Here is a 25,864-nt window from a genome sequence, read left to right on the forward strand (position 1 = left end):
CCACATCCACACCACCACCGTCACCACCCGCGAAGACACCCCCGGCGACAAACGCCTCACCGCCTACATCGTCACCACCTCCCCCCTCGACAACGACGCCCTACGCACCTACCTCCAGCAGCAACTCCCCCACTACATGATCCCGAGCACCTACATCACCCTCGACCAACTCCCCCTCACCCCCAACGGCAAAGTCGACACCAAAGCACTCCCCGCACCCGACACCCACCGCCCCGACCTCGCCAACGCCTACACCGCCCCCCGCACCGACACCGAACGCACACTGGCGGCGATCTGGGCGGACGTGCTCGGAGTGGACACGGTGGGCGTGCACGACAACTTCTTCGCCCTCGGCGGACAGTCGATCAGCGCGGTGCGGGTGACGTCGCGGATCCGGGAGGCGGGGCTGCCCGTCGCTCTCCAGCAGATCATGCGGCATCCGACGGTGGCGGGGCTGTCGGCCGTACTGGACGTGCCGGAGGCCGGAGCCGGCGGCCTGGTCGTCCTGCTCTCCTCCGAGGCCGACCCCGCGCTTCCCCCGCTGTTCTGCGTACACCCCGGCGGCGGGAGCACGCACCCGTACCGGGCCCTCGCGCAGCGCCTCGCCGGGGAGTTCACCGTGTACGGCATTCAGGCGCCGGGGCTGAACGCTGGCGAGGCGCCGCTCGTCGGCTTCGAGTCCACCGCCGACCGGTACTGGCGGGAGATCCGCCGGGTGCGGCCGGAAGGCCCGTGCACCATCCTCGGGTGGTCGACCGGCGCGGTGATCGCGCACGCCATGGGGGCACGGGACCCGCAGTCGGTGGCGGCCCTGTTCCTGCTGGAACCGGCGGTGACCGGGGACGACCAGCGGGCCCGGTTCCAGCAGCACGCGGAGGTGTACCACCGGGTGAACGCTCTCTGGCAGCGCGGCCAGGGCGAGTCCGGGGCCCGACGCGCCTCCATCGAAAGGGAGTTGAAGCGTCTGGCTCCGCAGATGAACATCGAGGAGGAGGCGGTCACCCTCGACGAGTGGTTGCCCTATGCGGTGCTGGAGGCCGAGGTGCGCTCGCTCGCCGCCTACCGTCCCTCGGGCTCGACGGCCCCGGCGACGCTGTTCGTCAGCGACACGGTCCGGGACGGCAGCGGGGACGAGGTGCCTCCGGCGCGGTACCTCGCGCACTGGCGCGACCTCTACCCGATGGGCCTGGAACTCCGCCCGGTGCCCGGCCGGCACATGGAGATGGTGAAGGGGGACGAACAGCTGTCCCTGCTGGTCGCGGCCGTACGGGAGTCCGTGACGGTCGGCGTCCACCGCGGGCCGGAGCTGCTGCTGCCGGCCTGACGGCCCTCGCGGCCTCCACCGGAAGCCGCCCCCCGCACGCGCGGGGGGCGGCTTCACGTCGTCGTGGAACTGCACGGCCTGCCCTCGGCGCCGGGGCGTTCCCCTCCGTCACACACGGCGTGTGCGACGGAGGCCCGCGGTCGGAACGCCCGGCGCCGGAGGCGTTCCCTCGGGCCGTCCCGCACGAGGGCCCGGGCCCGCACACGACAACGTCCGGGCTGCTCCCGCGCACGCCCGTACACGAGAACGTCCGGGCGGCTCCGTACCGGAGTACGGGCGAACCCGACGGGCGGCTCCTCACACGCGGGTCCGGGTGGACCCGCGCCGGCGGTCGGGTGTCCGCCCTCGCCTGCCGTACTACCCGTCGAAAAGCCCCGGTCCCGGCCCCTCCGACTGCTGCGGAGGGAACCGGGACCGGGGCGAAGGGGCGGCGTCGTGCGGTGGTCAGTGCGGTGGCCGGGTCACCAGCGGGTCAGCTCCGGGAAGAAGCCGGGCACTTCGGTGGCGCGACCGCTGTCGACGGCTGCCCGGTAGATGTGGCGGCCGACGGCCAGGTCCAGCACACCGAGACCGAACGGGGAGAAGATGACCGGCCGGTCACGGTCGAGGGTGACCTCGCCGCGCAGGACGTCGGCCAGGGTGCCGTCGATGAAGTCGCGGTGGCCGTATTCCGTCTCGGTGAGGTGGGGCGAGGTCTGGGCCTTGAGGCAGTGGTCGACGTCGTCCAGGACGTTGTGACACTTGATCATGACGGTGGGGTGGATGTCGCGCAGGGAGAGGTTCAGGATGAGCTGGCCCGAGGGCAGGGTCTGGCCGTCCGCCAGCCAGGGCGCCGGAGCGGTGGTGGCGAGGACGACGAGGTCGGCGGTGGCGAGGGCTTCGTCGATCTCGGTGACGGCTCTCGCCCGCCAGCCGTGGGTGTCGGACGCGTAGGCGGCGAACTTCTCCGCGTAAGCGTCCACATGGTCGTGGACGAGGCACTCCCGGACACCGAGTCCGCGGGCCGCGAGGAAGTCGGAGACCGTGCGGCCGATGATGCCGGCGCCGACGAAGAGCACCGTGCGGGGGGCGTCGTCGGGGGCCAGGGTCTCCACCGCGAGCGCGGCCGAGGCCGCCGTCCGGGCGGCGCTGACGAGAGAGGCTTCGAGGCAGGCGAACGGGTACCCGGTGTGCGCGTCGTTGAGGAGCAGGACGGCGGAGGCGCGGGGCAGGTTGTGCCGCACGTTCTCGGGGTAGCTGGCGATCCACTTGAGGCCGGAGACCGCGGCCTCGCCGCCGAGGTGCGCGGGGAGGGCGATGATGCGGGCGGCGGGGTTGTCCGGGAAGCGCAGGAAGTAGCTGTCGGGGTTCACGGTGGCACCGCGGCTGTGCTGGAGATAGGTGTCCCGCACGATCTCCAGGATCTCGGACGGCGCGGAGGTGATGACGTCCTGGGCGACGGCACCGTCGATCACATGAAAAGTCGACATCGATGTATCCCTTTCGAGGGCGGGAGGAGCGCGGCAGCGGGTGCGGTGCCGTGGTCAGGCGAGAACACCGAGGTTCTCTCCCACCCACGCGTCGTTGTAGACCGTGCCGAGGTAGCGCTCGCCGAGGTCGGGTGAGATCGCGGCGACGCGGGCGCCCGCGGGCAGCGTGTCGGCGTACTGGCGGATCGCGGCCAGAACCGATCCGGTGGAGCCGCCCACCAGGAGGCCGTGGGTGCGGGCGAGCAGTCGGCACTCCTCGACGGCGTCCTCTTCCGCGACGAGCACGACGTCGTCGGCGAGCGAGGGATCGAACAGTTCCGGTATGCGGCTGGCTCCGAGACCGGGGATGCGCCGGGGCCCCGGAGGCGCGCCGAAGATGATGGAGCCCAGGGCGTCGACGGCGACGATCCGGGTGCCGGGAGAGAACTCGCGCAGGTAGCGGGAGCAGCCGACGAACGTGCCGGTGGAGCCCGCTCCGACGAACAGGTAGTCGATCTGCTGGAGTTCCTTGAGCAGGGTGCGGGCGGTCTGTTCGTAGTGGGCGCGCGGGTTGGCCGGGTTGGCGTACTGGTTGAGCCAGACCACGGTGGGGTCGGCCTCGACCCGGCGCCGGATGTGGGTGATGCGGGACTGGAGGTAGCCGCCGTTGGCGTCCACGGTGTCCACGACGACGACTTCGGCGCCGAGGGCGCGCATGTGGTCGATGCTGGTGGCGTTGGTGTTGGGGTCGACCACGCAGGTGAAGGGGTATCCCTTGGTGGCGCAGATGGAGCTCAGGGCTATCCCGAGGTTGCCGGAGGACGACTCGATGACGCGCGCGCCCGGGGTGAGCACGCCCCGGTGCTCGGCGTCCTCGACGAGGCTGAGGGCCGTCTTCAGCTTGACGGAGCCGGCCGGGTTGAGGCCCTCGATCTTGAGGAAGACCTCGGCGCCCGGCGCCACCCGGGTCAGGCGGACGAAGAGGTCGTCGGTGACGAGCTCGTAGGTGTGCTCGCAGATCATGACTCGGGCCTCCACAGGTCCTCGGGTCCGGTCTCCTCCGCCGCGTACCTGCCGAGGGCGCTGACGGCCATGCGCATCTCCAGGGCCATCGCGTCCAGCAGGCGTTCCAGCCCGTGGTCCGGGTCCTCGTCGGCGGCCACCAGGGCCGCCCGGCCGAGCCCTACGGCTCCGGCTCCGAGGGCGAGGAGTTTGACGGCGCGGATGCCGTCCCAGACCCGTCCGCTGGCGAGCAGGGTCCGGCCGGCCGGGTCGATCCTGCGCAGGCACTCGGCCAGCGGAAGTCCGACGTGTCCGAGGAAGCCGGTGGGGGCCCAGCCGGTGCCGCCCTCGGCTCCGTCGACGGTGACGGCGTGGGCGCCGGCCTCCCAGGCGATGTCGGCGGCGTGGCCGACGTCGCGGCCGGGGAAGAGCTTCACCCAGCAGCGGGCGCGCGGGTAGTTGTTGCGCATGAGCTGGATCTGCCGGCGGAAGATCTCCTCGGTGAAGGTGCCGGGGCTGGAGCAGCGCAGGACCGATGCGCCGTCGGGGGTGAGGCGTTCGAGGGCGTACTGCCCGTCGAGGTCGTCGGCGCGTGTCTCGCTGATCATGGTGAGGCCGCCGAGGCCGGGCTTGGCGCCCTGGCCGACCTTCATCTCGAAGCCGAGGCGGCCGGAGGCGAGGAGTCCGGAGACGGCGGGGTCGCTGTAGACGTGGTTCCACACCTCGGAGTCGGCGTCCTCGGTGCTCTGCTGGACGCAGACGCCGCCGACTCCGTCGGGCAGCTCCTCGCAGTAGGCCAGGATGCGCTCCAGCAGTCCCTTGCGGTGGTCGTCGCCGCTGCTGCGGAAACCGTTCATCGGAGCGACGTTCTCGCCGATGACCATGGGGATGCCGAGGCGTCCCGCCTGGCGGCTGAGGGCGAGGCTGGTGCCGGCGACACGGGTGGAGCCGAGGGCCGACACGTACACGGGCACCGGGGCGTCGAAGCCGCCCAGCGCGGTGGTGAGGCGGACGTCGGAGTAGAGGGGTTCGCGGCCGAGGTCGATGAGTGCGGCCAGGCGGCCGGGCATGAAGACGGGCGGGGCCAGGCGCAGGGCGTCGATCTCGTCGCCCGGTCCGGCCGCTTCCGCGCCGAACACGGTGGTCCCGTAGCTGTCGAGCGGCGGGAAGACGGCGGCGGCCCCGTCGCGGGCACGGGCGCGGACGGCGGCCTCGGGCAGGCCGGGCGCGGTCAGGTACGTCACGGCGACACGACCCCCGCGAGCTTCGGGAAGGCCGTGGCCTGCCAGACGGAGTCGAGGCCGGCGACCCAGCGGGTGAGGCGTTCCAGGCCGATGCCGAAGCCCGCGCTGCGGGGGATTCCGTGGCGGGCGACGTCGAGGTACCAGGCGTACTTGGAGGGGTTCTCGCCGGTCTCGCGCATGCGGGTGACCAGGGTGGCGTACTCGTTCTCGCGCTCGCTTCCGCTGCACAGTTCACCGCAGGACTCGGGGGCGATGAGGTCGAAGTTGAGCAGGGTGCCGGGCTCGGCCGGACTCTCCTTGTCGTAGAAGCCGCGCGAGCCCTTGGGGTAGCCGACGATGAAGAACGGGGCGTCGGCCCGGCGGGAGATGAGCTCCTCGGCCTCCCACTCGATCTCCGTGCCGAGTGCCTGCGGGTAGCCGTCGCGGCGGAGGCGTTCGACGACCTCGCCGTGCGGGACGCGGGCGAACGGCGCGGCGACGAAGCGGCGCAGGACGTCCGGATCGCGTCCGAGGACGGCGAGTTCGGCGCCGCACTCGTCGGCGACGGTGGTGACGGCGTGGCGGACGAGCCCTTCGGCGATGTCCATCGCGTCGTCGCGGGAGGCGCCCCCGTATTCGACGTCGATCTGGCGGAACTCGGAGAGGTGGCGGTGGGTCGAGCTCGTCTCCACCGGCTCCAGGCGGACGTTGGGGGCGACGAGGAAGATGCGGTCGTACGCGAGCAGGGACGCCTGCTTGTAGAGGATGGCGCTGGTCATCAGCTTGTAGCGGTGGCCGTAGTAGTCGACGTCGACCTGCTTGGCACCGCGGGAGCCGGGGTCGGTCACGGGACCGATGATCGGGTGGGACATCTCCACCGCGTCGTCGGCGCGCAGGAAGGCGCGGGCTCCCGCCACCAGGGCCTGCTGGACGCGCAGGGCGGCCCGGGTCCGCGGGTCGCGCAGGTGTTCCAGCGGGGAGGGCAGGGTGGGAGCGGCGGCGAACGCCGGGGGGAGGTCGATCTGGAGTGTCATGTCGGTCCTTGTCCGTCGACGTACGGGTTCACCGGCCCGGGGCGGGCCGGGGTGGCGGGAGGGAGGCCGCGGGGTCAGCCCGCTCGTGGGAGCGGGCCGACGGGCGCGTCGTAGCGGTTCTTGACGTGGTGGAGCGCGTGCATCAGTCCCGACGAGGTCAGGCGGCGTGAGCGGTGCACGGGGGTGGTGGACGGGCCCAGGGGCAGCGATCCGGTGCGGGACCACTCCAGGCCGCCCTGCTCGGAGACGACGCTGCGGGTGCGGCCCGCGTTGTCGGGGTGCAGGCAGAAGGGGACGTCGAGGTAGCCGCGGGCGAAGGCCCGGATGAGGGCCTGTCCGACGTCGTCGTGCAGGCCGAGGACGGCTTCGACGAGGGAGCGCGCCTCCGCCTCGACGCCGGTGGCCGGCGGCGGCCCGGCGCGCCGCGCGGAGCGGCCGGCGCGGGCGGCCGTCTCCAGCGCCGTGACGTTCTCCGCGATCGACGGGATTCGGGCGGCCTCGGCCGCGGTCTTGACGATGAGGCGGGCGGCTCCGGTGCGTACGGCGAGCCGGGCGGCGTCCGCCACCAGGGCCGTCGCGCCGGGCGCCGTCTCCGGGTAGACGCCCATGTAGGCGTAGACGACGACGTGCCAGGAGGCCTCGGGGAGGTGGTCGGCGGCCAGGGCGTGCAGGGCGTGGACGGCTTCCTCGTCCTGTGCGGCGCTGGTCTGCTGCGCATAGCTGAGGGAGATGCTGCGCAGGCCCTGCTGCTGGAAGAACACGCCCTCCAGGACGGAGAGCGCGACGAGCAGCGAGGGTGGGCAGAGCTGCCCCAGCATGCAGCCCCCGAAGCTCTCCAGGTGCGGTTCGACGCCGGTGGCACGGAGTGCGGCGAGGGTGCGGCACGCCTCGCGCCACGCTCTGACGGAGGTGGCCAGCGGGGTGCGGCCGTAGGGCAGGCAGTAGGAGACGGGGCCGCCCTCGGTGGCGTCGAGGCCGGCGCGGACCAACGCCTCGACGATGCGTCCGGGCCGGGCGGAGCCGTGCCGCACCTGGACGGGAAAGTCCTCGCCCCGGACGCCGTCGAGCATGCCGGTGGTGGTGGCCAGGGGCGTGCTCACCAGCGGGTAGCCGTTGAGCGGGTGCCCCTGTTCGGCGGCGCGGGCGGCGGCCGCGTAGTCGCCGACGCGGGTGAAACTGTCGAGGGTGAGGGTGCCGACGGTGGTGGCGGCCGCGCCTCGGGTGGCGAGCAGGCCGGTCCGCATCAGGGCGGGGTCCGCGAACCCCATGCGGGGCTGTACGACGAGTGTCCCGGAGCGTGCGGCGGCGTCCATGAAGCGGTGGAACGCGCCGCCCGGGGCGGGGTCAGCCGACGGCATCGGCGTAGGCCCTTCCGTGCCCGTGCTGCCTCAGGGAATCGAGCAGGGTGAGCAGGCCGGGTACGGCGTTCGGCCCGGTCAGGACCGCGTCGAAACCGGCTTCGGTGAACGCGGGGTGGGTGTCCGCGGTGGTGGAGCCCCGGGTGTCGAGCTTGCCGCCGATGACCATCGGCACGCGCGCCAGCGCGGGCTCGGCCCGCACCGCACGGGCCAGGGCCGGGGCCTCTTCGGCTCCGTGGCCGTTGACGGTGCTCACGACGATGAGGCCGGGGGGCCGGGCGGCGCACTCGGTGACCAGGGTCTCGACCGGGACACAGGCACCGAGATTGGTGACCTCCCATCCCTGTTCCTCCAGCAGGAGCTGCAGGAACAGCAGGTTCCAGGTGTGCGAGTCCGAGGGGATGGTGCTCAGGACCGCGTGGGGCGGGCTCTCCGGGAGCTGGCGACGCAGGTGCACGACCGGCTTTCCTCTCCGTGGGGGACCGCGATCGCTGTGATCGGGCCGTTCACCCGGGGGCCGGCGCCGCCCGGACCCGCTCCGGCACGTCCCCCCACGTCCGACGGACGTGCGGAGGGCTGTACGGAGAGCGGCTCGGGGGGTGCGGGCTTGCGGCGGGTGACGTCGTCCATCGTGGCCAGCCGTGATCGGCCGCGGCACTGGGCACTTGTGGCCAGCCGGCCGGGGCGTCACTTGTGCCCACTGGGGGCGCCGGCCTCCGCGTCCTAGCGTGCTCACCGCGGACGTCGTTCCGTCTCCGTCGGCCGCTTCGGCGCCTTCGGAAGGCCGTGGCCGCCCGCCCCGTGCGAGCTGCTCGACCGCTCGAACCGCTCGAACCGCTGACAACGTGCTGACGATGGGGAGTGAACGGTGGCTGATCACCAGGTGGAGGAGTGGCGGCGGGCGCCGGCGGACACGGAGCCGCTGGAGCTGCCCGCGGACCGGCGTCCGTCGGGGGACGGGCCGGTTCCTTCGGACCGGGTCCCCTTCCGGGTGCCCGCCGCGACGGCCGCGGCCCTCTCCGGGCTGGCGCGCGAGAGGGGCGTCGAGCTGTCGTCGGTCCTGCTGACGGTGTTCCACGCGCTGCTCGCGCGGCACGGTGGCCGCGGCGGCGTCCCGGTGGTGGTGCGCGGCGACGACGGAACGGTGCGCGCCGTGCGGGGACCGGACGGCGACCCGACGTTCGAGGAGGGCGTGGCGCACCTCGCGGCGGCCCTGCGGGCGCACCCTCCCCTGACAGGTGCGGAGTTCTTGGGAGACGCGGGCCGTGTGCCGGCCGGTTCCCCGTGGTTCGCGTGGCGCTCGACGGACGGGGAGCCGGCCGTCTTCCCGCCGGAGGCGCAGGTCACGGTGGAGTTCGCCCGTGACGGTGCCGCGCTGAGCGGTGTGCTCGGCTACCGCGCCGACCTGTTCCGACGGGACACGGCGGAGCGCATGGCCGGCCACTTCGGCGAGCTGGCGCGGTCCGCCGCGGCGAGGCCGGCCGGACGGACTGCGTCGCTGGAGATGCTGACGGCGCCGGAGCGCGAGCGCATCCTCGTCGAATGGAACGGCCCCCGGTCGGCCTTTCCGGACACCTCGACCGTCCACCGCCTGATCGAGGAGCGGGTCGCGCTCCAGCCGGACGGGATCGCCCTGGAGCACGACGGGCGTCTGCTGACCTACCGCGAACTCGACGAGCGGGCGAACCGTCTGGCACACCACCTGCACGAGCGTGGGGTGGGCCGCGGGGCCCTGGTCGCGGTGTGCCTGGACCATGGCCCCGATCTGGTGTGTGCGCTGCTCGGTGTTCTCAAGTCGGGCGCGGCGTACGTGCCGCTGGACCCGTCGTACCCGGCCGAACGGCTGCGGTACATGGTCGGCGACAGTGCGGCGCCCGTGGTGGTGACGCAGTCCGCGCACGCGGGGCTGTTCGAGGCGGGCCCGGAACTGCTGCTGACCGACCTCGCGTGGCCGGCCGGCGACGGCTCCGCCCCGGCGGTGGCTGCGGACGCGGCCGATCTCGCCTACGTCATCTACACCTCCGGTTCCACGGGCCGCCCCAAGGGCGTCCGGGTCGCCCACCGGGGTGTCGTCAACTACTTGCACTGGTGCGACCGCAACTACCCGCCCGCGCCCGGTGCCGGGATCGGCTCGTTGCTGTGCTCGTCGGCCGCGTTCGACCTGACCGTCACCGCCCTGTTCCTGCCGCTGGTGCAGGGCCTGCGGCTGGTGGTGCCGAGCCCGGGGCCGGGACGGACCGTGTTCGACGCGGCGGTGGAGATCGTGGCCGGCGGTGCGCGGATCAGCTTCCTCAAGGCGACCCCGTCGCACCTGGAGCTGCTGACCGCCCGGCTGGAACGGGAGGGGCTGCGGCACGCCGTCGCGACGGTGGTGGCGGGCGGCGAGGACCTGACGCCGGCGCTGACCCACCGGGTCCTGGTCAGCGGCGCGGCCGACACGGCCGTGGTCAACGAGTACGGGCCGACCGAGGCGACCGTGGGCAACGTGGTGAGCCGCACGGTCTCGGTGGACCCCGCGGCGGACCACGTGCCGATGGGCCGCGCGATCGACAACACCGAGGTGTACGTGGTCGGTGCGCACGGCGAGGTGCAGCCGGTGGGTGTGCCGGGTGAGCTGCTGATCGGGGGGGTGAACGTGGCCCTCGGTTACCTGGGACGGCCCGCTCTCACGGCGGAGCGGTTCGTCCCGCACCCGTTCTCGGCCGATCCGGACGCCCGGGTGTACCGGACCGGGGACCTGGTGAAGTGGCTTCCGGACGGGCGGCTGGTCTACCTGGGCCGGATCGACGACCAGGTCAAGCTGCGGGGCCACCGGGTGGAACTGGGTGAGATCGAGAACGCGCTGCTCGCCCGCCCCGGTGTCGCGGCAGCGACCGTGCAGGTACGCGAGGACGTCCCCGGTGACCGCCGGCTGGTGGCGTACCTGGTGCCGTCGGGCGGAACCCTGCCGTCGGCGGCCGAGCTTCGGCGGGCGCTGGCCGCGAGTCTGCCGGAGCACATGGTGCCGGCCCGGTACGTCGAGCTGGAGAGCGTCCCGCTGACGCCGAACGGCAAGGTGGACCGCAAGGCGCTGCCGGCTCCCCGGGGCGACCGGCCCGAGCTGGCCGTGGCGTACAGGGCGCCCGGCACACCGACGCAGGCGGCGGTCGCGGGCGTCTGGTCCGAGGTGCTGGGTGTGGACCCGGTGGGCGCCGACGACGACTTCTTCGAGCTGGGCGGGCACTCGCTGCTGGCCGCGCGGGTCGCTTCCCGGCTGCGCCGGGACCTGGGCGTGGACGTGTCCCACCGCACCCTGTTCGAGGCGCCGACGCCGGCACTGCTGGCGGCGGCCGTCGACGCGCTCGAACCGGGCACGGACGCGCCGATGCCGCGCGCCGACCGGTCGGCGGGTCCGCCCCCGCTGTCCTTCGCCCAGCAGCGTCTGTGGTTCCTCGACCAGTTGGAGCCGGGCCGGTCGCAGTACACGATCCCGGTCGGGCTGCGCGTCACCGGCAGCTTCTCCCCCGGCGCCTTCGGCACGGCGCTGACGGCTCTGGTGGCGCGGCACGAGATCCTGCGGACCCGGTTCGTCGCGGACGGCGCGGGGCGTCCGGTCCAGGTCGTCGACGGCCCGAGCCAGGTCCTCGTGGACACCCACGACTCCCGGGGGTCAGACGAGGCCGCGGCGCTCCGTATCCTGCGCGAGGCCGCGGGCCGGCCCTTCGACCTGGCCGCGGGCCCGCCGCTGCGGGCTGTCGCGGTGCGCGTGGCCGAGGAGGAGTGGCTGCTGCTCGTCGCGGTGCACCACATCGTCTCCGACGGCTGGTCGGAAGGCGTGCTGGCCAGGGAGGTGCGCGAGCTCTACGGGGCGGCGGTGGCGGGCCGCGAAGCCGCCCTCGCTCCGATGACGTTGCAGTACGCGGACTTCGCCGTCTGGCAGCGCGACGCGCTGGGCGGGGCGGCGCTGGAGGGGCAGGCGGCGTACTGGCGCGACCGGCTCGCCGGGCTGCGGCCGGTGGAGCTGCCGGTGGACCGCCGGCGCCCGGCGGAGCGGTCGGGGCGCGGCGACGCGGTCTCCTTCACCGTACCCGCCGAGGTCACCGAGGCGGCGCGGCGGCTGGCGGCGGGGCGGGGCGCGAGCCTGTTCATGTCGCTGCTGGCGGTGTTCCAGCTGCTCGTGTCGAAGTACGCCGGGCAGGAGGACGTCGCCGTCGGCAGTCCCGTCGCGGGCCGCGGGCGCGCCGAGACCGAGGACCTGATCGGCTTCTTCGTCAACACACTGGTCATGCGCACCGACCTGTCGGGCGATCCGCTCTTCGCCGAGCTGCTGGACCGGGTCAAGGACACCGCGCTCGGCGCGTACGACCACCAGGACCTGCCCTTCGAACGCCTGGTGGAGGAGCTCGCCCCCGAGCGGGACCTGTCGCGCACCCCGCTGTTCCAGACCATGTTCGTGCTGCAGAACACGCCGGACCACAACTCCTGGGCGCTGCCCGGCCTGCGGGTCGAACCGTTCGCGGTGCGGACGGAGGAGGCCAAGTTCGACCTGACGCTCTTCCTGACCGAGCAGACCGACGGGTCACTCGCCGGCAGTCTCGTGTTCGCCGTGGACCTGTTCGAGCGCGCCACCGCGGCGCGGATGGCCGGCCACTTCACCACGCTGCTGGAGGCTGCGGTCGTGGGCGGGGACCGGCGGCTGTCCGAACTGGAGCTGCTGGCCGGGGCCGAGCGCCGGCGGGTGCTGACCGAGTGGTCGGGCACGGCTTCGCTCGCCGAGGACGCTCCCACGACGGCGCACCGGCTCGTCGAGGAGCGCGCGGCCCACCTGCCCGACGCGGTGGCCGTGAGCTCCGGGGCCGGGGAGCTGACCTACCGGGAGCTGAACGAGCGGGCCAACCGGCTCGCCCGGCACCTGCGGACCGTCGGCGCCCGGCCCGGCCGGGTGGTCGCCGTCTGCCTGGACCGCGGGCCCGCCCAGATCACCGCGCTGCTCGCCGTGCTGAAGTCGGGGGCCGCGTATCTGCCCCTCGACCCGGAGCACCCGGCCGACCGGCTCGCTTTCATGATCGAGGACGCCGGGGCGGTGCACCTGGTGACGGACACCGCGCACGAGGCCCGGCTGCCCGGGGCGCCCGGCCGCTTCCGCACCGACCTGGACCGGCTCCGCCTCCAGGAGTTCCCGGCGGACGATCCGGAGCCAGCCGCCGCTCCGGACGATCTCGCCTACCTGATCTACACCAGCGGGTCCACCGGGCGCCCCAAGGGGGTGCAGATCGAACACCGCGGTGTGGTCAACCTGATCCGCTGGACGGTGGAGAGTTTTGGTGCGGCACCCGGCCGCCGGGTCGCGCACCTCGCCGGTCTGGGCTTCGACGCCGCGGCCTGGGAGCTGTGGCCCGCCCTGGCGGCCGGCGCCACGGTGTGCGTGCCGGACGAGACCGTGCGGCGCGCCCCCGAGTTGCTCCAGCACTGGCTGGCGGCACGGCGGGTGGACGGCACGTTCCTGTCGACGCCCATGCTGGAGGCGCTGGCCGCGCTCGACTGGTCGGAGCCGACCTCTCTGGCCCACGTCCTCACCGGCGGGGACGCCCTGCGTCTCCCGGCCGGGCTGCGGCTGCCGTTCCGCGTCGTCAACAACTACGGACCGACCGAGTCGACGGTGGTCACGACCTCCGCCGAGGTGGTGCCCGGCGTAGCGGTGCCGCCGATCGGACGCCCGGTCCGCAACACCGTCGTCCACGTGGTGGACCGGCACGACCGTCCGGTACCGATCGGGGTTCCCGGTGAACTCCTGGTCGGCGGAGCCGGGTTGGCCCGGGGCTACCAGGGGCTTCCGCAGCAGACGGCCGAACGTTTCGTGACGGTGGACGTCGACGGCACACCCCGGCGGATCTACCGCACGGGCGACCGGGTGCGCTGGCTGCCCGACGGGCAGCTGGAGTTCCTCGGACGCCTCGACGACCAGGTGAAGCTGCGCGGCCACCGCATCGAACCGGGCGAGATCGAGTCGGTGCTGCTGGCCGGCCCCGACGTCGCCGCCGCCACCGTCGTGGTCCGCGAGGACGTCCCCGGCGACAAGCGGCTGGTGGCCTACGTCGTCCCGGCGGAGCGGGCGCCCACCGCCGAGGGACTGCGGGCCCGGCTGGCCCGGGACCTGCCCGCCTCCATGGTGCCGTCGGCGTTCGTGATGCTGGAAAGGCTGCCGCTCACCCCGAACGGCAAGGTCGACCGGCGGGTGCTGCCGGCGCCGGAGCCCCGCTCGTCCGCGGCGGGGCGCGCGCCGCGCACCCCCGCCGAGTGCGCGGTGGCCGCGGCCTGGTCGCAGGTGCTGGGCACCGACGTGACCGGTGTCGACGACAACTTCTTCGAACTGGGCGGCCATTCACTGCTGGCCACCCAGGTCACCTCGCGTCTGCGCGCGGCCCTCGGTGTGGAGGTGCCGGTACGGACCCTGTTCTCCTCACCGACGGTCGCCGCTCTCGCGGCGCGTGTCGAGGAACTCGGCACGGGCGACGCGGCGCGCATCACACCTGCCGAGCGGACCGGGGGGCCGCTGCCCCTGAGCCCGGCCCAGCAGCGGCTCTGGTTCCTCGACCAGCTGGAGCCGGGACGCGCCGAGTACGTCGTGCCGTTCGCGCTGCGGGTCCGGGGTGCGCTGGACGTGACGGCGCTGGACTCGGCGCTCACCGGCATGGTCGCCCGGCACGAGGTCCTGCGGACCCGGTTCGTCGCCCAGGACGGTGAGCCGGGACAGGTCATCGACCCGCCGGCCCCCGTACGGGCGACCGTCCACGACCTCCGCGGCCTCCCCGGTCCGCAGGAACGGCGCTCGGCGGCGCTGCGGTTCGTGGAAGACCAGGCCGCCCGTCCGTTCGACCTGGCGACGGGTCCGCTGCTGCGCGCCCATGTGGTGCGGCTCGCCGACGACGAGGCGACCGTGCTGCTGACGGTGCACCACATCGTCGCCGACGGCTGGTCGGAGGGCGTCATGGCGCGGGAGCTGCGCGAGGGGTATCGGGCGGCCGTCTCGGGTGCGGAGCCGAGCGGGCTGCCCGGACTCCCGGTGCAGTACGCGGACTTCTCCGTCTGGCAGCGGGAGCGGCTGGCCGGGGAGGAGTCCGGGGAGCAGCTGGCGTACTGGCGGGACCGGCTGACCGGGGCGGAACCCCTGGAGCTGCCGACCGACCACCGCCGTCCGGCGGGTCCGCCCCGCGGCGGCTCCACCGTCCGGTTCGACGTGCCGGCCGGGGTCGCCGCGCGGCTGCGGACGACGGCCACCGCCAACGGCGCGAGCCTCTACATGGTGCTGCTGGCCGTCTTCCAGGTCCTTCTGGCCAAGTACAGCAGGCAGGACGACATCGCGGTCGGCAGCCCCATCGCCGGACGCAACCGGGCCGAGACCGAGGATCTGATCGGCTTCTTCGTCAACACACTGGTCATGCGCACCGACCTGTCCGGCGACCCGGACTTCGGTGAGCTGCTGGACCGGGTCAAGGACACCGCGCTCGGCGCGTACGACCACCAGGACCTGCCCTTCGAACGCCTGGTGGAGGAGCTGGCACCGGACCGTGACCCGTCGCGCAATCCGCTGTTCCAGACCCTGTTCGTGCTGCAGAACACGCCGGACGACCATGCCTGGAGCCTGCCGGGGCTGGAGGTGGAGCCGTTCGCGGTGGCACTGCCGGACGCGAAGTTCGACCTGAGTCTGATGATGTCCGAAGGCCCGGACGGCGGTCTGAGCGGTGCTCTGGAGTACCGCACCGACCTCTTCGAGCGGGAGACCGTCGCACGTCTCGCCGGCCACCTGGGCATCCTGCTGGAAACGGTCGCCGGCTCCCCCGCGGCACGGCTGTCGCAGCTGTGCATGCTCACCGAACAGGAGCGGCGCACCACGCTCGTCGAGTGGAACGACACCGCCGCCGCCCACCCCGGAACGGCCACCCTGCACGGCCTGTTCGAGGAGTGGGCCGCCCGGCAGCCGGACGCCGTGGCGGTCGAGACCCCGGACGCCTCCCTGACGTACGCGGAGCTGAACGCGCGGGCCAACCGGATCGCCCACCACCTGCGCGGCCGGTACGGCGCGCGGCCGGACATGCCGGTGGCGGTGTGCCTGGGGCGCGGGACCGACCTGGTGACGGCGGAGCTGGCGGTGCTGAAGTCTGGCGCGGCGTACGTGCCGATGGACCCGGAGTATCCCGCCGAGCGGCTGGCGTACATGGTGGAGGACACCCGGACCCCGGTCGTCCTGACCCATTCCGCGCACGCGGACCGCCTCCCGCCCGGCATCCCGCTGCTGCTGCTCGACGCGTGCGACGCCGAGGGGGGCCCGCTGGCCGGCGAGCCGGTCACCGACCCGGAGCCCGCGGCCACCGCCCACGACCTGGCCTACCTCATCTACACCAGCGGCTCCACCGGCCGTCCCAAGGGGGTGGAGGTCGAGCACCACAGCCTGGTCAACCTGACCCACTGGACGGCGGACACCTACGGTCTGGGGGCCGGGCAGCGCATCGCGCTGCTCGCCGGGGTCGGATTCGACGCGGCCGCGTGGGAACTGTGGCTCGGCCTCACCCGGGGCGCGACCTGCTGCACCACCACCGAGTCGGTCCGGCTCGCTCCGCAGCTCCTGCGGGACTGGCTGAACGAGCGGCGCATCCACGCCACCTTCCTGTCCACGCCGATGTTGGAGGCGCTGGCTGCGCTCGAATGGGGGCCCGACAGCCCCCTGGACTACGTGCTGACCGGCGGCGACCGGCTGCGCATGCCGCCGCACGCCCGGCTGCCGTTCCGCGTGGTCAACAACTACGGGCCGACGGAGACCACGGTCGTCGTCACCTCCACCGTGTGCGTGCCCGGGGAGACCGTCCCGCCGATCGGCCGGCCCTTCGCCAACAACCGGTGCTTCGTGGTGGACCAGCACGGCACTCCGCTGCCGGTGGGCGTCCCCGGTGAACTCCTGGTCGGCGGGGTGCAGGTGGCCCGGGGCTACCGGGAGCGCCCGGACCTGACGCGGGAGCGGTTCGTCGAGTTCGCGGCCGGGGAGACGGCCTGCCGGGTCTACCGCACCGGCGACCTGGTCCGGTGGCGGCCGGACGGGCAGCTGGAGTTCCTGCGCAGGATCGACGAGCAGGTCAAGATCCGCGGGAACCGGATCGAACCGGGGGAGATCGAGGCCAACCTGATCACCCACCCCGGCGTCGGCGAGGTCACGGTGGTCGTCCGCGAGGACGTGCCGGGCGACAAGCGGCTGGTCGCCTACCTGGTGGCCGCGGGACCGGACGCTCCGAGCGTCGCGGAACTGCACGCGCACCTGGGGGGTTTCCTTCCCGACCACATGGTCCCGGCCGCGTTCGTGGTGCTGGAGCGGCTGCCGCTGACCGCCAACGGCAAGGTGGACCGGGCGGCGCTGCCGGTCCCCGACGGCCGGCGCCCGGCCCTCGGGACGTCGTACACGGCACCGCGCAACGCCGTGGAGCGCCACATCACGGCCGTCTGGTCGGATCTCCTGGGGGTGGAGCGCGTCGGCGTCGACGACAACTTCTTCCAGCTCGGCGGGCATTCACTGCTCGCGACGCAGGTCGCGTCGAGGCTGCGGAAGGCGTTGCGGGTGGACGTCCCCGTGCGGACGGTCTTCGACCACCCCACCCCCGCCGGACTGGCGCAGGCCGTCTCGGACCTGATGATGGCGGCGATCGACGCGCAGTTCGCCCACGCGGGATGAGACGGTGCGCCCCCGCCGCGTACGTCGGACGTACGCGGCGGGGGCGCACCGGCGCGGGGCGGATCAGGCCACGTCCTCGACGAGGATGCCGCCCTGCGCGATGGCCAGGGCGCCGAGCTGGAACCGGCTCTGGGCGCCGAAGCGGTCGGTCAGCTTCTCGGAGAGCCGGCGCACGGTGCGCAGCGAGACGTCCATGCGGCGGGCGGCCGCGGCGTCGGTGAGACCCTGGGCCCACAGACGCAGCACGTGCTGCTCCTGCAGGCTGAGACCTCCACGGGTGCGCGGGCGCGCCTCGGTGAGCGGCAGTGCCTCTTTCCACAGGCGTGCGAACAGGGCGGCGAAGGCCTCGGTGACGGAATCGACGCAGCACACCATGGCGCCGACGACGGACTGGGCGCCGGCGACCGGGACCACCGCGTGGGTGCGGTCGCAGAGGATCATCCACGCGGGCAGCGACGGCAGCGTACGGATCGATCCGATGCTGTCGCCGCTTCCCCGTACCCGGTCCATCGCCTCGGGGTCGTTGCGCACGCTCTCCAGGACGATGGTGCGGGCGGCGGTGCCGCGACGGCGCAGGATGTCCTCGACGGGCCGGGCGGACCGGGCGGCGACGGCGAGGCGTTCGGTGGGACCCACGGTCAGCCACTCCTGCTCGCATCCTTCGGCGAGCTCGGCCACGCGCCGCCACACGGCGTCCGCGCCGGCCAGCCACTCGACACCCGGCATGCTGCCCCGGCCGTGCTCGGTCAGCAACCGGGTCACCTCCAGACGGCTGTCCTCCACCTGCAGCCGGTGGCGGGCGAGTTCTGCCTGCTGACGGGCGAGTATCGCCGCCAGGCCCAGTTCCAGGTCGACGGGCCGCCACCCGGTGGCGGTGTCGCCGGGGACCACGAGCAGGAGGGCGGAAAGCCGCTCCAGTCCCTGCCGGACCGTCTCTTCGGCCTCTTTCAGCTGCTGCGCCAACTCCGTGATCCCGGCGCCGGGCAGGTCGACCATGGCGAGATAGACGCTCCGTGAGACGGAGTCGATGTCCAGAGGGGTCCGCATGTCCTTCACTCACTCCTGTTGTCCGGTTGTACGGCACCTGTCGGTCACGAGTCGTGCGGCGCTCCGCCGAGGGCGGCGCGGTCGCGGGCCGACGGTCCGGTCGGCCGGATTCCAGTAGAGGGGAGGCCGGACGGCGGCGGATGCGGGCCGAACACCCAAGTTGTGGCCGGCCGCGCCGCCGCATGCGGCGGCAAGCACCCCGCGCGACCGCCGGCCGCCGTCCGGGCACGCGGGGCGGTCTTCGGTGACGGGCGGTCCGGGGCCGATCGCGCCAGGGGCTACGATCGCGCGCATGCCCGCTTCCCAGCCGACCGTCCTCGCCACCTCCGGAGGGCATCGCGCCGGTGCCCGCGCGCGGGTGCTGTTCGACTCCCTGGTCCACCACGCGGTCGACCTCTCCGGGGCGCACGGACGCCGTCCACGCATCCTGTACCTGGGCACGGCGGTGGGGGACGCGGAGCACGTCACCGCGCGGATGCACGAGGCGGCCAGGGTGGCCGGCTTCGATCTGACGCCGCTGCACCTGTTCCCGATGCCGAGCGTCGAGGACGTGGAGGGCACGGTCCTCGACCACGACGTGGTGTGGGTCATGGGCGGTTCGGTGGCCAACCTGCTGGCGGTGTGGAGGGTTCACGGCCTGGACGCGGTGCTGCGGCGCGCCTGGCGGAGGGGGGTGGTGCTGAGCGGGGTGAGCGCCGGATCGATCTGCTGGTTCGAGGGCGGCGCCACCGATTCGTACGGCCCGGAACTGCGGCCGGTGGTCGACGCGCTCGGCTTCCTGCCCTACGGGAACGGCGTCCACTACGACTCCGACCCGGGCCGGCGTCCGATCATCCACCGGCTGGTCGCCGACGGCACCCTGCCGACGGCACACTGCACGGACGACGGGGTGGGTCTCGTCTATCACGGCACCCGTCTCGTGGAGGCGGTCACGGAGTCGGCGGGCAAGGGCGCGTACGTGGTGTCGCGCGAGGGCGGCCGGGCCCACGAGGAGCGGCTGGAGCCGCGCCTGCTGCCGCGGAGCGGTGACTGACCCGGCCGGTCGCCGGTGCCGGGACGGACCGCCGGTCCGCAGCCCCCACCGGCCCACGCACGGCCGGGCGTCCGGCGCCCGGTCCGGCCTGCGGGTCCGCCGCGCGTCACGTGGGACGACGGCTTCCCGCACAGAGGTCCGGCCGGTCCGTCCCCATCCCTGGACGGGCGCCGCCGGAGAATATGGGGGACGCACCCCCATACGCAACGGCGCGGACTCTGGGACGTTCGTCCTGTGACCGAATCAGCCGCACCCACGACGCCCCGGAGCGCGCACCTGCCGCTCGCCTGGTGGGCCCCCGCGCTCTCACTCGCCGAGCGCGTCGCCGCTCCCGGGCCTTCCGCGGCGTCGTCCACGACCGTCACGGCCGGCCACTCCCCGTGGGCCGTCGGAGACACGGACGGTTTCGCGGCACGGCTGTCCCACCTGGGTCTCGACGCGTCCGCTCTGCGGGCCCTCGCCGACGAGAGACCGCAGGACCTGGCCCGCCGCGCCGCCGCCCCGCGCTGGGCCGGTTACACCGAAGAGGCCCTGGCCCGCGCCGTCCACACGGCACCTCCTGCGCCGCACGGCGCCGTCACCGGGCCGGAGGAGTTCACGTCGGTCGTGGCTCCGATGGTGGTGCCGGCCTCCGCGTCCCTCGACCGGATGCTGGCACCGGTTCCGGCAGCCGAACGGGACGTCCTGCGCACCTCGTTCGAGCAGTGGCTGCTGCGGCGTCTGGCCCTGCTGGCGGCCCGCACGCTCGTCCGCGAGCTGGACGGCGCCCGGCGGGCCGGCCGGCTCCCGGGCGTGACACCGCGCGACCGCTTCGCCTCCTTCCTCGCCGCCGCCGGCAGCGCCGAGGGTCTGCGGGCGCTGTTCACCACGTATCCGGTGCTGGCGCGGATGCTGGGCGAGACGGCGCTGGACGCGGCGGAGGCCGCCGCCGAGCTGGGCCTGCGCCTGCACGCCGACCGCGAGGAACTGGTGGCGGTCCTTCTCGAAGGACGCGACCCGGGCCCGCTCACCCGCGTCGAACTGGGCCGCGGCGACGCCCATCACGGCGGCCGCGCGGTGGCGGTGCTGCGGTTCGCGGACGGCTCACGGGCGGTGTACAAGCCGCGTCCCCTCGGGCAGCACGCCCTCCTGGACGATCTGACCCGCTGGCTCACCGGACGCGTCGAAGGGCTGGAACTGCGCACCCCGCGCACGGTGCGGCGCCCCCGACACGGCTGGCTGGAGTTCGTCGAGCACCGCTGGTGCGACTCGGTGACCGAGGCGGACGCCTTCTACCGGCGCCAGGGCGCGCTGCTGGCCCTGCTCTACGCCGTGGACGGCGCCGACATGCACTACGAGAACCTCATCGCCGCCGGCGACCAGCCGGTACTGGTGGACGCCGAGACCCTGCTGCACACCGGACTTCCGCAGGCCGCCACGGTGGGGGCCGACCCGGCCGCCGAAGCCCTCCAGGCGTCCGTCCACCGGACCTGCCTGCTGCCGCACCTGCTGATCGGTGAGCACGGCGCGCTGGACATCTCCGCGCTGGGCCGGGCGGAGGGCGGAACGTACCCGAGCGAGGGCCTGCGCTGGGAGGACAGCGGACTGGACACCATGCGCTGCGTCCGGGGGCCGGTGACCAGCCCGGCCGCCCAGAACCAGCCGCTGCCCGGGGGCCACCGTCTCCGGGGTGCCGACCACCGCGCCGCGCTGCTCGACGGCTTCCGCACCACGTACGCCGCGATCCGGGAGAACGGCGACGAACTCATCGCTCCCGGTGGCCTGTTGGGGCGGCACGCGGAGAGCACAGCACGGCTGATCGTCCGCTCCACCCGCTTGTACGCGACCCTGCTGGAGGAGTCCAGCCATCCCGCGCTGCTCGGCGACGCGCTCGCCCGGGACGCCGCGTTCGCGGTGCTGTGGACCGAGTCGGCGCACGATCCGGCGCGCGCCCGGCTGGTGGAGCACGAGACCCGGGACCTGTGGCGCGGAGACATTCCCCTGTTCGTCCACCGACCGTCCGGCACCGGGGTGCGGACCGCCGACGGGACCTGGGTCGCGGACCTGCTGCCCGAACCGGGTCTGGAGGCGGTCCGCGCCAAGATCGCCCGGATGGACGAGGTCGACTGCCGGAACCAGGAATGGATCGTCTCCGCCGCGCTGGCCGCACGGGGGGCGGACTCTCCGCTGCCGCGGCCGCGCTCCGAACTGGTGCCCCCGCCGATGCCCCCGGTGGTGCCGACTGCGTCCCGGCTGCTCGCCGCGGCCTGCGGGATCGCGGACGAGATCGCCGCCCGGGCCGTGCGGTCCGGCGGGCGGGCCAACTGGCTCGGCCTGGAACGCCTGCCGGGCGGGCACTGGTCCGTCCTGCCCATGGGCGCCGGACTCGCCCAGGGGTACACCGGGGTGGCGCTCTTCCTGGCCCAGGCCGGACTGCTGGCAGGTGCCGGGCGGTACACCGCGCTCGCCCACGAAGCCGTACGGCCGCTGCCGGCCCTGCTGAAGTCGCTGGCGGCCGACCCGGAGCTGTGCGCCGCCGTGGGACCGGGGGCGTACGACGGGATCGGCGGCATCCTGTACGGCTTGGTGCGGCTGTCGGACCTCCTCGACGCCGACCTCTCCGACTCGCTGCCGGACGCGCTGACCGCACTCGAGCACGCCGTCACGGCCTGCTCCGACCCGGGATTCTCCGACGGTGTCGCCGGCGCCCTGGCCTCCGCGGTCGCCGCGCACGAGGCGACGGGCTCCCGCCGCTCCCGGGACCTCGCCGACGCGGTGGCGGACGCCCTGGCCCCCGCGGCCGCGAAGGGCGGCGGCACCCCGGGTTTCGCCGAGGGCGCGGCGGGGATCGGCTGGGCATTGCGGCGGCACGCGGCGGGACGGGCCGACGGGAAGGGACATCCGGAGGTGGCGGGCGGACTGCTGCGCCCGGCGGGCACCGCACCCGAGGCCGCGGCGCACGACATGTCCTGGACCACTGGTCTGCCCGGTGTCGCCGCCGCCGCGCACCTCACGGGGGGCGAAGGGCTCGCCGGCCGGCTGGCCGACCTCGGCGACGGCACCGACCTCAGCGCGGGCCGCGGCGCGTTCGGCGCCCTGGAGGCCCTCTCCGTCCTGGCACGCCGGGGCGACACCGCCGCCCGTGCCGCTCTCACGCACGCCACCGGGCGGGTACTGGCGACCGTCGAGGCGCAGCAGCACCGCTGCGCCACCCCCGACCAGGTGCCTTCGCCCGGATTGCTGACCGGCCTGGCCGGCATCGGCTACGGGTTGCTCCGGCTGCACGCTCCCGGCCGGGTGCCGTCCGCACTCCTGCTCGAACACTCCTGTCCGGGCTCACCGGCCCACCAGTGAGCCCGGAGTCCTCCCGGGTCTCCGCCTCGACGCCTTCGCGTCCTCTTCCGTTCCGCGTCTTTCTTCATCCGTGCGCTTCCTCCCGAAGGAGAACCCCCATGAACCAGCACATCAGCGGTGCCTCTTCCGTCTCCGCCGCCGACGCCGCCCCCTCCCCCGCGCCGTCCGCCACCGAGCAGGACGCCGCGGGCGGCATCACCCTCTCGGGCCGCAACCGCGCCTGCGCCCGTGCCCGCGTTCTGGCCGGGATGGTCCTCACCAGCGGCATCGTGATCACGCTGAGTTCGATCGACACCTCGGTGTCCGCGCCCCAGTAGCCTCCCCGCCGCGGTCCGGACGATCCGGGCAGCAGGAAAGCCGGGACGCACTCTACGGTTCCAGATATTCCGATTATGCTTCGAGTTCATGCGGTTCCAAGCACCTTCCCTCATCGGCCGGGATGCCCAACTGGGGCTGCTCGACCAGGCGTTGGCCGACGCCCGGCACGGGCGTGGTGGTGTCGTCTTCCTGGTGGGCGAGGCCGGCGTCGGCAAGTCGCGGCTGGCGGCCGAAGCCGTGGGGAGCGCACTCGGGGCCGGAATGGGCGTGCTGCGAGGACGCAGCAGCACCACCGGCCCCGCAGTGCCCTTCCGGCCGCTGACCGAGGCGCTGATGTCGCTGTTCCGGACCGGCGAACCGCTGGACGAACTCCCCCTGGGACCGTACCGACCGGTACTCGGTCGGCTCATCCCGGACTGGAACACCGGGGCCGGCGACAGCAGTTCGATGGTCATCCTGGGCGAAGCCGTGCTGCGCCTGCTCATGGCCACCGACCACGGCCGGGGCCGGCTCCTGGTGCTGGAGGACCTGCACGACGCGGACCCCGAGACGCTGGGCGTCCTCGAATACCTCGTCGACAATCTGGAGTACAGCCCGGTCCTGCTGCTCGCCACCGTCCGTACCGACTTCAGCGACGCCCTGGATCTGGCGCAGTCGGCCCGCCGGCGGGGTGCGGCCTCGCTCGTCGAACTGTCCCCGCTGACCCGCCCCGAGGTCGGCGAACTGGTCGCGGGTCAGCTGGGCACCACGCCCGACGACGTGCCCGCGGCGGTGCTCGAGCGGCTGTGGGAGGGTTCCGCCGGCAGCCCCTACCTGGTCGAGGAACTCCTCCAGTCGATGATCGGCGCGGGCACCCTGGTGCAGGCGCTCGACGGCTGGCGGACGGTCGGCGACCCGCGCGGCGACGTCTCCTCCGCCCTGGCACGGGGCATTCTCCGCCGCATCGAGCGGCTCGGGGCGGAGGGCCTGACGCTGCTGTCCGCGGCCGCCGTACTCGGCAGACGGTTCCCGCTCACCGTGCTCCAGAGGATGACGGGCATCGACGACCGGGCACTCCTCAGCCATCTGCACGCCGGTGTCGCCGCCCGCCTCGTGGTACCGGACGAGCCCGCTCCGGACTGGTACTCGTTCCGTCACTCCCCGACGGTGGAGGCCCTGTTCACCCAGCTGACGCCCGGCCAGCGCGCGGACCTGGCCCGCCGGGGCGCGGAGGCGGTGGAGAAGCTGCACCCGCTGCTGCCCGGCGAGTGGTGCGCGCTCGCGGCGGGGCTGCGCTCCGAGGCGGGCGAGGACGCGGAGGCCGGGAAACTGTTCACGGAGGCGGGCCGCCGGGCCCTGGCGGCGGGCGCGCTCGGCTCGGCGGTGACCCTGCTCAACCAGGCCGAAGCCCTGCTGGCCCGCGCGGGCGACCCGCAGGAACGGGCCGGCGCGCTGGAGCACCTGCTGCCCGCGCTGGCGGAGTCCGGCGACTTCCACCGGGCCTTCGAGCTGGTGGAGCACCTGCACGCCCTGGACAGCGCCGGGCTCGGCGCGTCCCGTCTGGCGGTCCTGCACACCCGGCTGGCCAAGGTGGCGCACACGGCGGGACGCTGGGGCGACGGGAACCGGCAGATCGACCGCGCCCGCGAGGTGCTGGGGACCAGCCCGGACGGCGCGGCGTCGGCTTCCGTCGACGTGACCGCCGCCTATCTGGCACTGGACACCCCGGGTTCGGACCGCACCCAGCACGCGGAGAAGCTCGCCCGCTCGGCGGCCGAGGCCGCCGAGCGCCACGCGCTGCCGTCGGTCGCCTGCCAGGCGTGGGAGCTCCTGGCGACCGTAGCCCGCGAGCGGGACCCCGACGAGTCCCGGGCCATGCTCCAGAAGGCCCTGACGACGGCCGAACGGCATCAGCTTCCGCTGCGGCGGATGTACGCGGCCACACGGATCGGCGGCAACGACTGGCTGGCCGAAGGCGACACCGCCGGACTGCTGGCGGCCCGGGAGGAGGCCCTGCGGCTGGGTTCGATCAACATCGTGCACACCGTCGACGGCATCCTCGTCCTGGACGGCGTGATGCGGGGCGGGCGCGAGGAGACGAGGGAGGCGGCGACCGAGACGCTGACGATCGTGCGCCGGCTCGGGCTGGCCCCCGCCGTCCGGTACCTCCTGATGTCACTGGCCTCGCTGGAGGCGCACCAGGGCGACCGGCAGGCCATGCGGACGGCCCTCGACGAGTTCGCCGAGTGGGAGGGCGCGGGCTCGCAGGAGGAGCCGCTCACCCTGGGCATGGCCCGCGCCTTCTGCGCCCTCATGGAGGAGGACCGGGATCTGGCCAGGGCCGAACTGAGGGCGGTGTCGGCACTGGAGGGGCACAATCCCAGCACCTACCACCTCAGCGGCACGCACGGCGTCGGACTGCTGCTGGACGTCCTGGCGGGCGACGCGGGCCGCGCCCGGCAGCAGGCGGTCGCCGCCACGGCGGTCGGGGGGATGCGCTGGAACCGCCAGTTCGTCACGCTCGCGGAGGCGGTCGTGCTCGGCAGGGAAGGGAAGGGCGAACGGGCGACCGAACGCATCGGGACCGCGCTGCGCGATGCCGCCGTGTACCCCGCGGCCCTGCATCTGGGTCTGCGGCTGGTCGCGGAATCCGCTCACGAGGACGGCTGGGGAGAGCCGGTCGCCTGGCTGAGGCGGGCCGAACACCACTTCCACGAGAACCGGGTGCCCGCCGTCACGAACGCCTGCCGGGCCGCCCTGCGGCGGATGGGAGCCCCGGTGCACCAGCACCGCAGCGGCACGGACGGCATCCCCGAGGAGTTGCGGACCCTCGGCATCACCGTGCGCGAGTACGAGGCGTTCCTGCTCCTCGCCGACCGGCTGAGCAACAAGGACATCGCCGACCGGCTGTTCATCTCGCCCCGCACCGTCGAGAAACACATCGCCGGCCTGATGAACAAGACGGGTGCGGCGAGCCGAGCGGACCTGTGCGCCCGGTCGGTCCGGCTGGCGCGGCCGTGGCGCGAGACGTAGGGACCCTGCCGCCACGGACTCCGCGGACCGGGCTC

At 73.9% G+C, this 25,864-nt stretch carries 13 protein-coding genes; 6 read left to right on the plus strand and 7 right to left on the minus strand.

All coding sequences use genetic code 11. The features are described from left to right. The coding region (locus Q0994_RS31220; RefSeq protein WP_299541527.1) for an alpha/beta fold hydrolase at positions 1-1,324 on the plus strand (1,324 nt) is incomplete at its 5' end. Between the two features lie 461 nt (positions 1,325-1,785). On the opposite strand, the gene sbnB is transcribed toward Q0994_RS31220, so the two are convergent. The 6 genes from sbnB to Q0994_RS31250 all read right to left on the minus strand — a co-directional run bounded on the left by sbnB (position 1,786) and on the right by Q0994_RS31250 (position 7,846). After that, positions 1,786-2,793 carry a 2,3-diaminopropionate biosynthesis protein SbnB gene (sbnB, locus tag Q0994_RS31225; protein ID WP_299541529.1) on the minus strand — a complete coding sequence of 336 codons (1,008 nt, stop codon included), beginning with the start codon at positions 2,791-2,793 and terminating at the stop codon, positions 1,786-1,788. A gap of 54 nt (positions 2,794-2,847) precedes the next feature. Continuing rightward, complete coding sequence (gene sbnA, locus Q0994_RS31230; protein WP_299541531.1) at positions 2,848-3,795, minus strand: 2,3-diaminopropionate biosynthesis protein SbnA; 948 nt, start codon at positions 3,793-3,795, stop codon at positions 2,848-2,850. Further along, positions 3,792-5,018: a glutamate synthase-related protein gene (locus tag Q0994_RS31235; protein WP_299541533.1), complete on the minus strand. Its 1,227-nt coding sequence runs from the start codon at positions 5,016-5,018 to the stop codon at positions 3,792-3,794. The genes sbnA and Q0994_RS31235 overlap by 4 nt, the downstream gene beginning before the upstream one ends. Further along, entirely contained in the window at positions 5,015-6,031 is a 1,017-nt protein-coding gene (locus Q0994_RS31240) for an asparagine synthetase A (protein ID WP_299541535.1), read from the minus strand. Before Q0994_RS31240 ends, Q0994_RS31235 begins: the two co-directional genes overlap by 4 nt. Before the next feature lie 74 nt (positions 6,032-6,105). After that, on the minus strand, positions 6,106-7,389 hold the full coding sequence (locus Q0994_RS31245) for a methylaspartate mutase (RefSeq protein WP_299541537.1): 1,284 nt from the start codon (positions 7,387-7,389) through the stop codon (positions 6,106-6,108). Beyond that, on the minus strand, positions 7,376-7,846 hold the full coding sequence (locus Q0994_RS31250; RefSeq protein WP_299541539.1) for a cobalamin B12-binding domain-containing protein: 471 nt from the start codon (positions 7,844-7,846) through the stop codon (positions 7,376-7,378). The genes Q0994_RS31245 and Q0994_RS31250 overlap by 14 nt, the downstream gene beginning before the upstream one ends. Positions 7,847-8,257: 411 nt before the next feature. Here Q0994_RS31250 and Q0994_RS31255 point away from each other — a divergent pair, with 411 nt between their 5' ends. Then, positions 8,258-17,086 (plus strand): non-ribosomal peptide synthetase, encoded by an 8,829-nt coding sequence (locus Q0994_RS31255; RefSeq protein ID WP_299541541.1) that lies wholly within the window; start codon positions 8,258-8,260, stop codon positions 17,084-17,086. A 63-nt stretch (positions 17,087-17,149) separates the two neighbouring features. On the opposite strand, the gene Q0994_RS31260 is transcribed toward Q0994_RS31255, so the two are convergent. Next, complete coding sequence (locus tag Q0994_RS31260) at positions 17,150-18,133, minus strand: helix-turn-helix domain-containing protein (RefSeq protein WP_299541543.1); 984 nt, start codon at positions 18,131-18,133, stop codon at positions 17,150-17,152. A gap of 292 nt (positions 18,134-18,425) precedes the next feature. Here Q0994_RS31260 and Q0994_RS31265 point away from each other — a divergent pair, with 292 nt between their 5' ends. The 4 genes from Q0994_RS31265 to Q0994_RS31280 all read left to right on the plus strand — a co-directional run bounded on the left by Q0994_RS31265 (position 18,426) and on the right by Q0994_RS31280 (position 25,829). After that, entirely contained in the window at positions 18,426-19,166 is a 741-nt protein-coding gene (locus Q0994_RS31265; RefSeq protein WP_299541545.1) for a peptidase E, read from the plus strand. 234 nt (positions 19,167-19,400) lie between these two features. Beyond that, positions 19,401-22,499 (plus strand): type 2 lanthipeptide synthetase LanM family protein, encoded by a 3,099-nt coding sequence (locus Q0994_RS31270; RefSeq protein ID WP_299541547.1) that lies wholly within the window; start codon positions 19,401-19,403, stop codon positions 22,497-22,499. Positions 22,500-22,597: 98 nt separating this feature from the next. Beyond that, a complete protein-coding gene (locus Q0994_RS31275) occupies positions 22,598-22,816 on the plus strand; it encodes a hypothetical protein (RefSeq protein ID WP_299541549.1) in 219 nt (72 codons plus the stop codon). 88 nt (positions 22,817-22,904) lie between these two features. After that, positions 22,905-25,829, plus strand: coding sequence for an AAA family ATPase (locus Q0994_RS31280; protein WP_299541551.1), 2,925 nt, complete (start codon positions 22,905-22,907; stop codon positions 25,827-25,829). Positions 25,830-25,864: the final 35 nt, after the last annotated feature.

This window comes from uncultured Streptomyces sp. (assembly GCF_947488945.1).
Classification (GTDB): Bacteria; Actinomycetota; Actinomycetes; order Streptomycetales; family Streptomycetaceae; genus Streptomyces.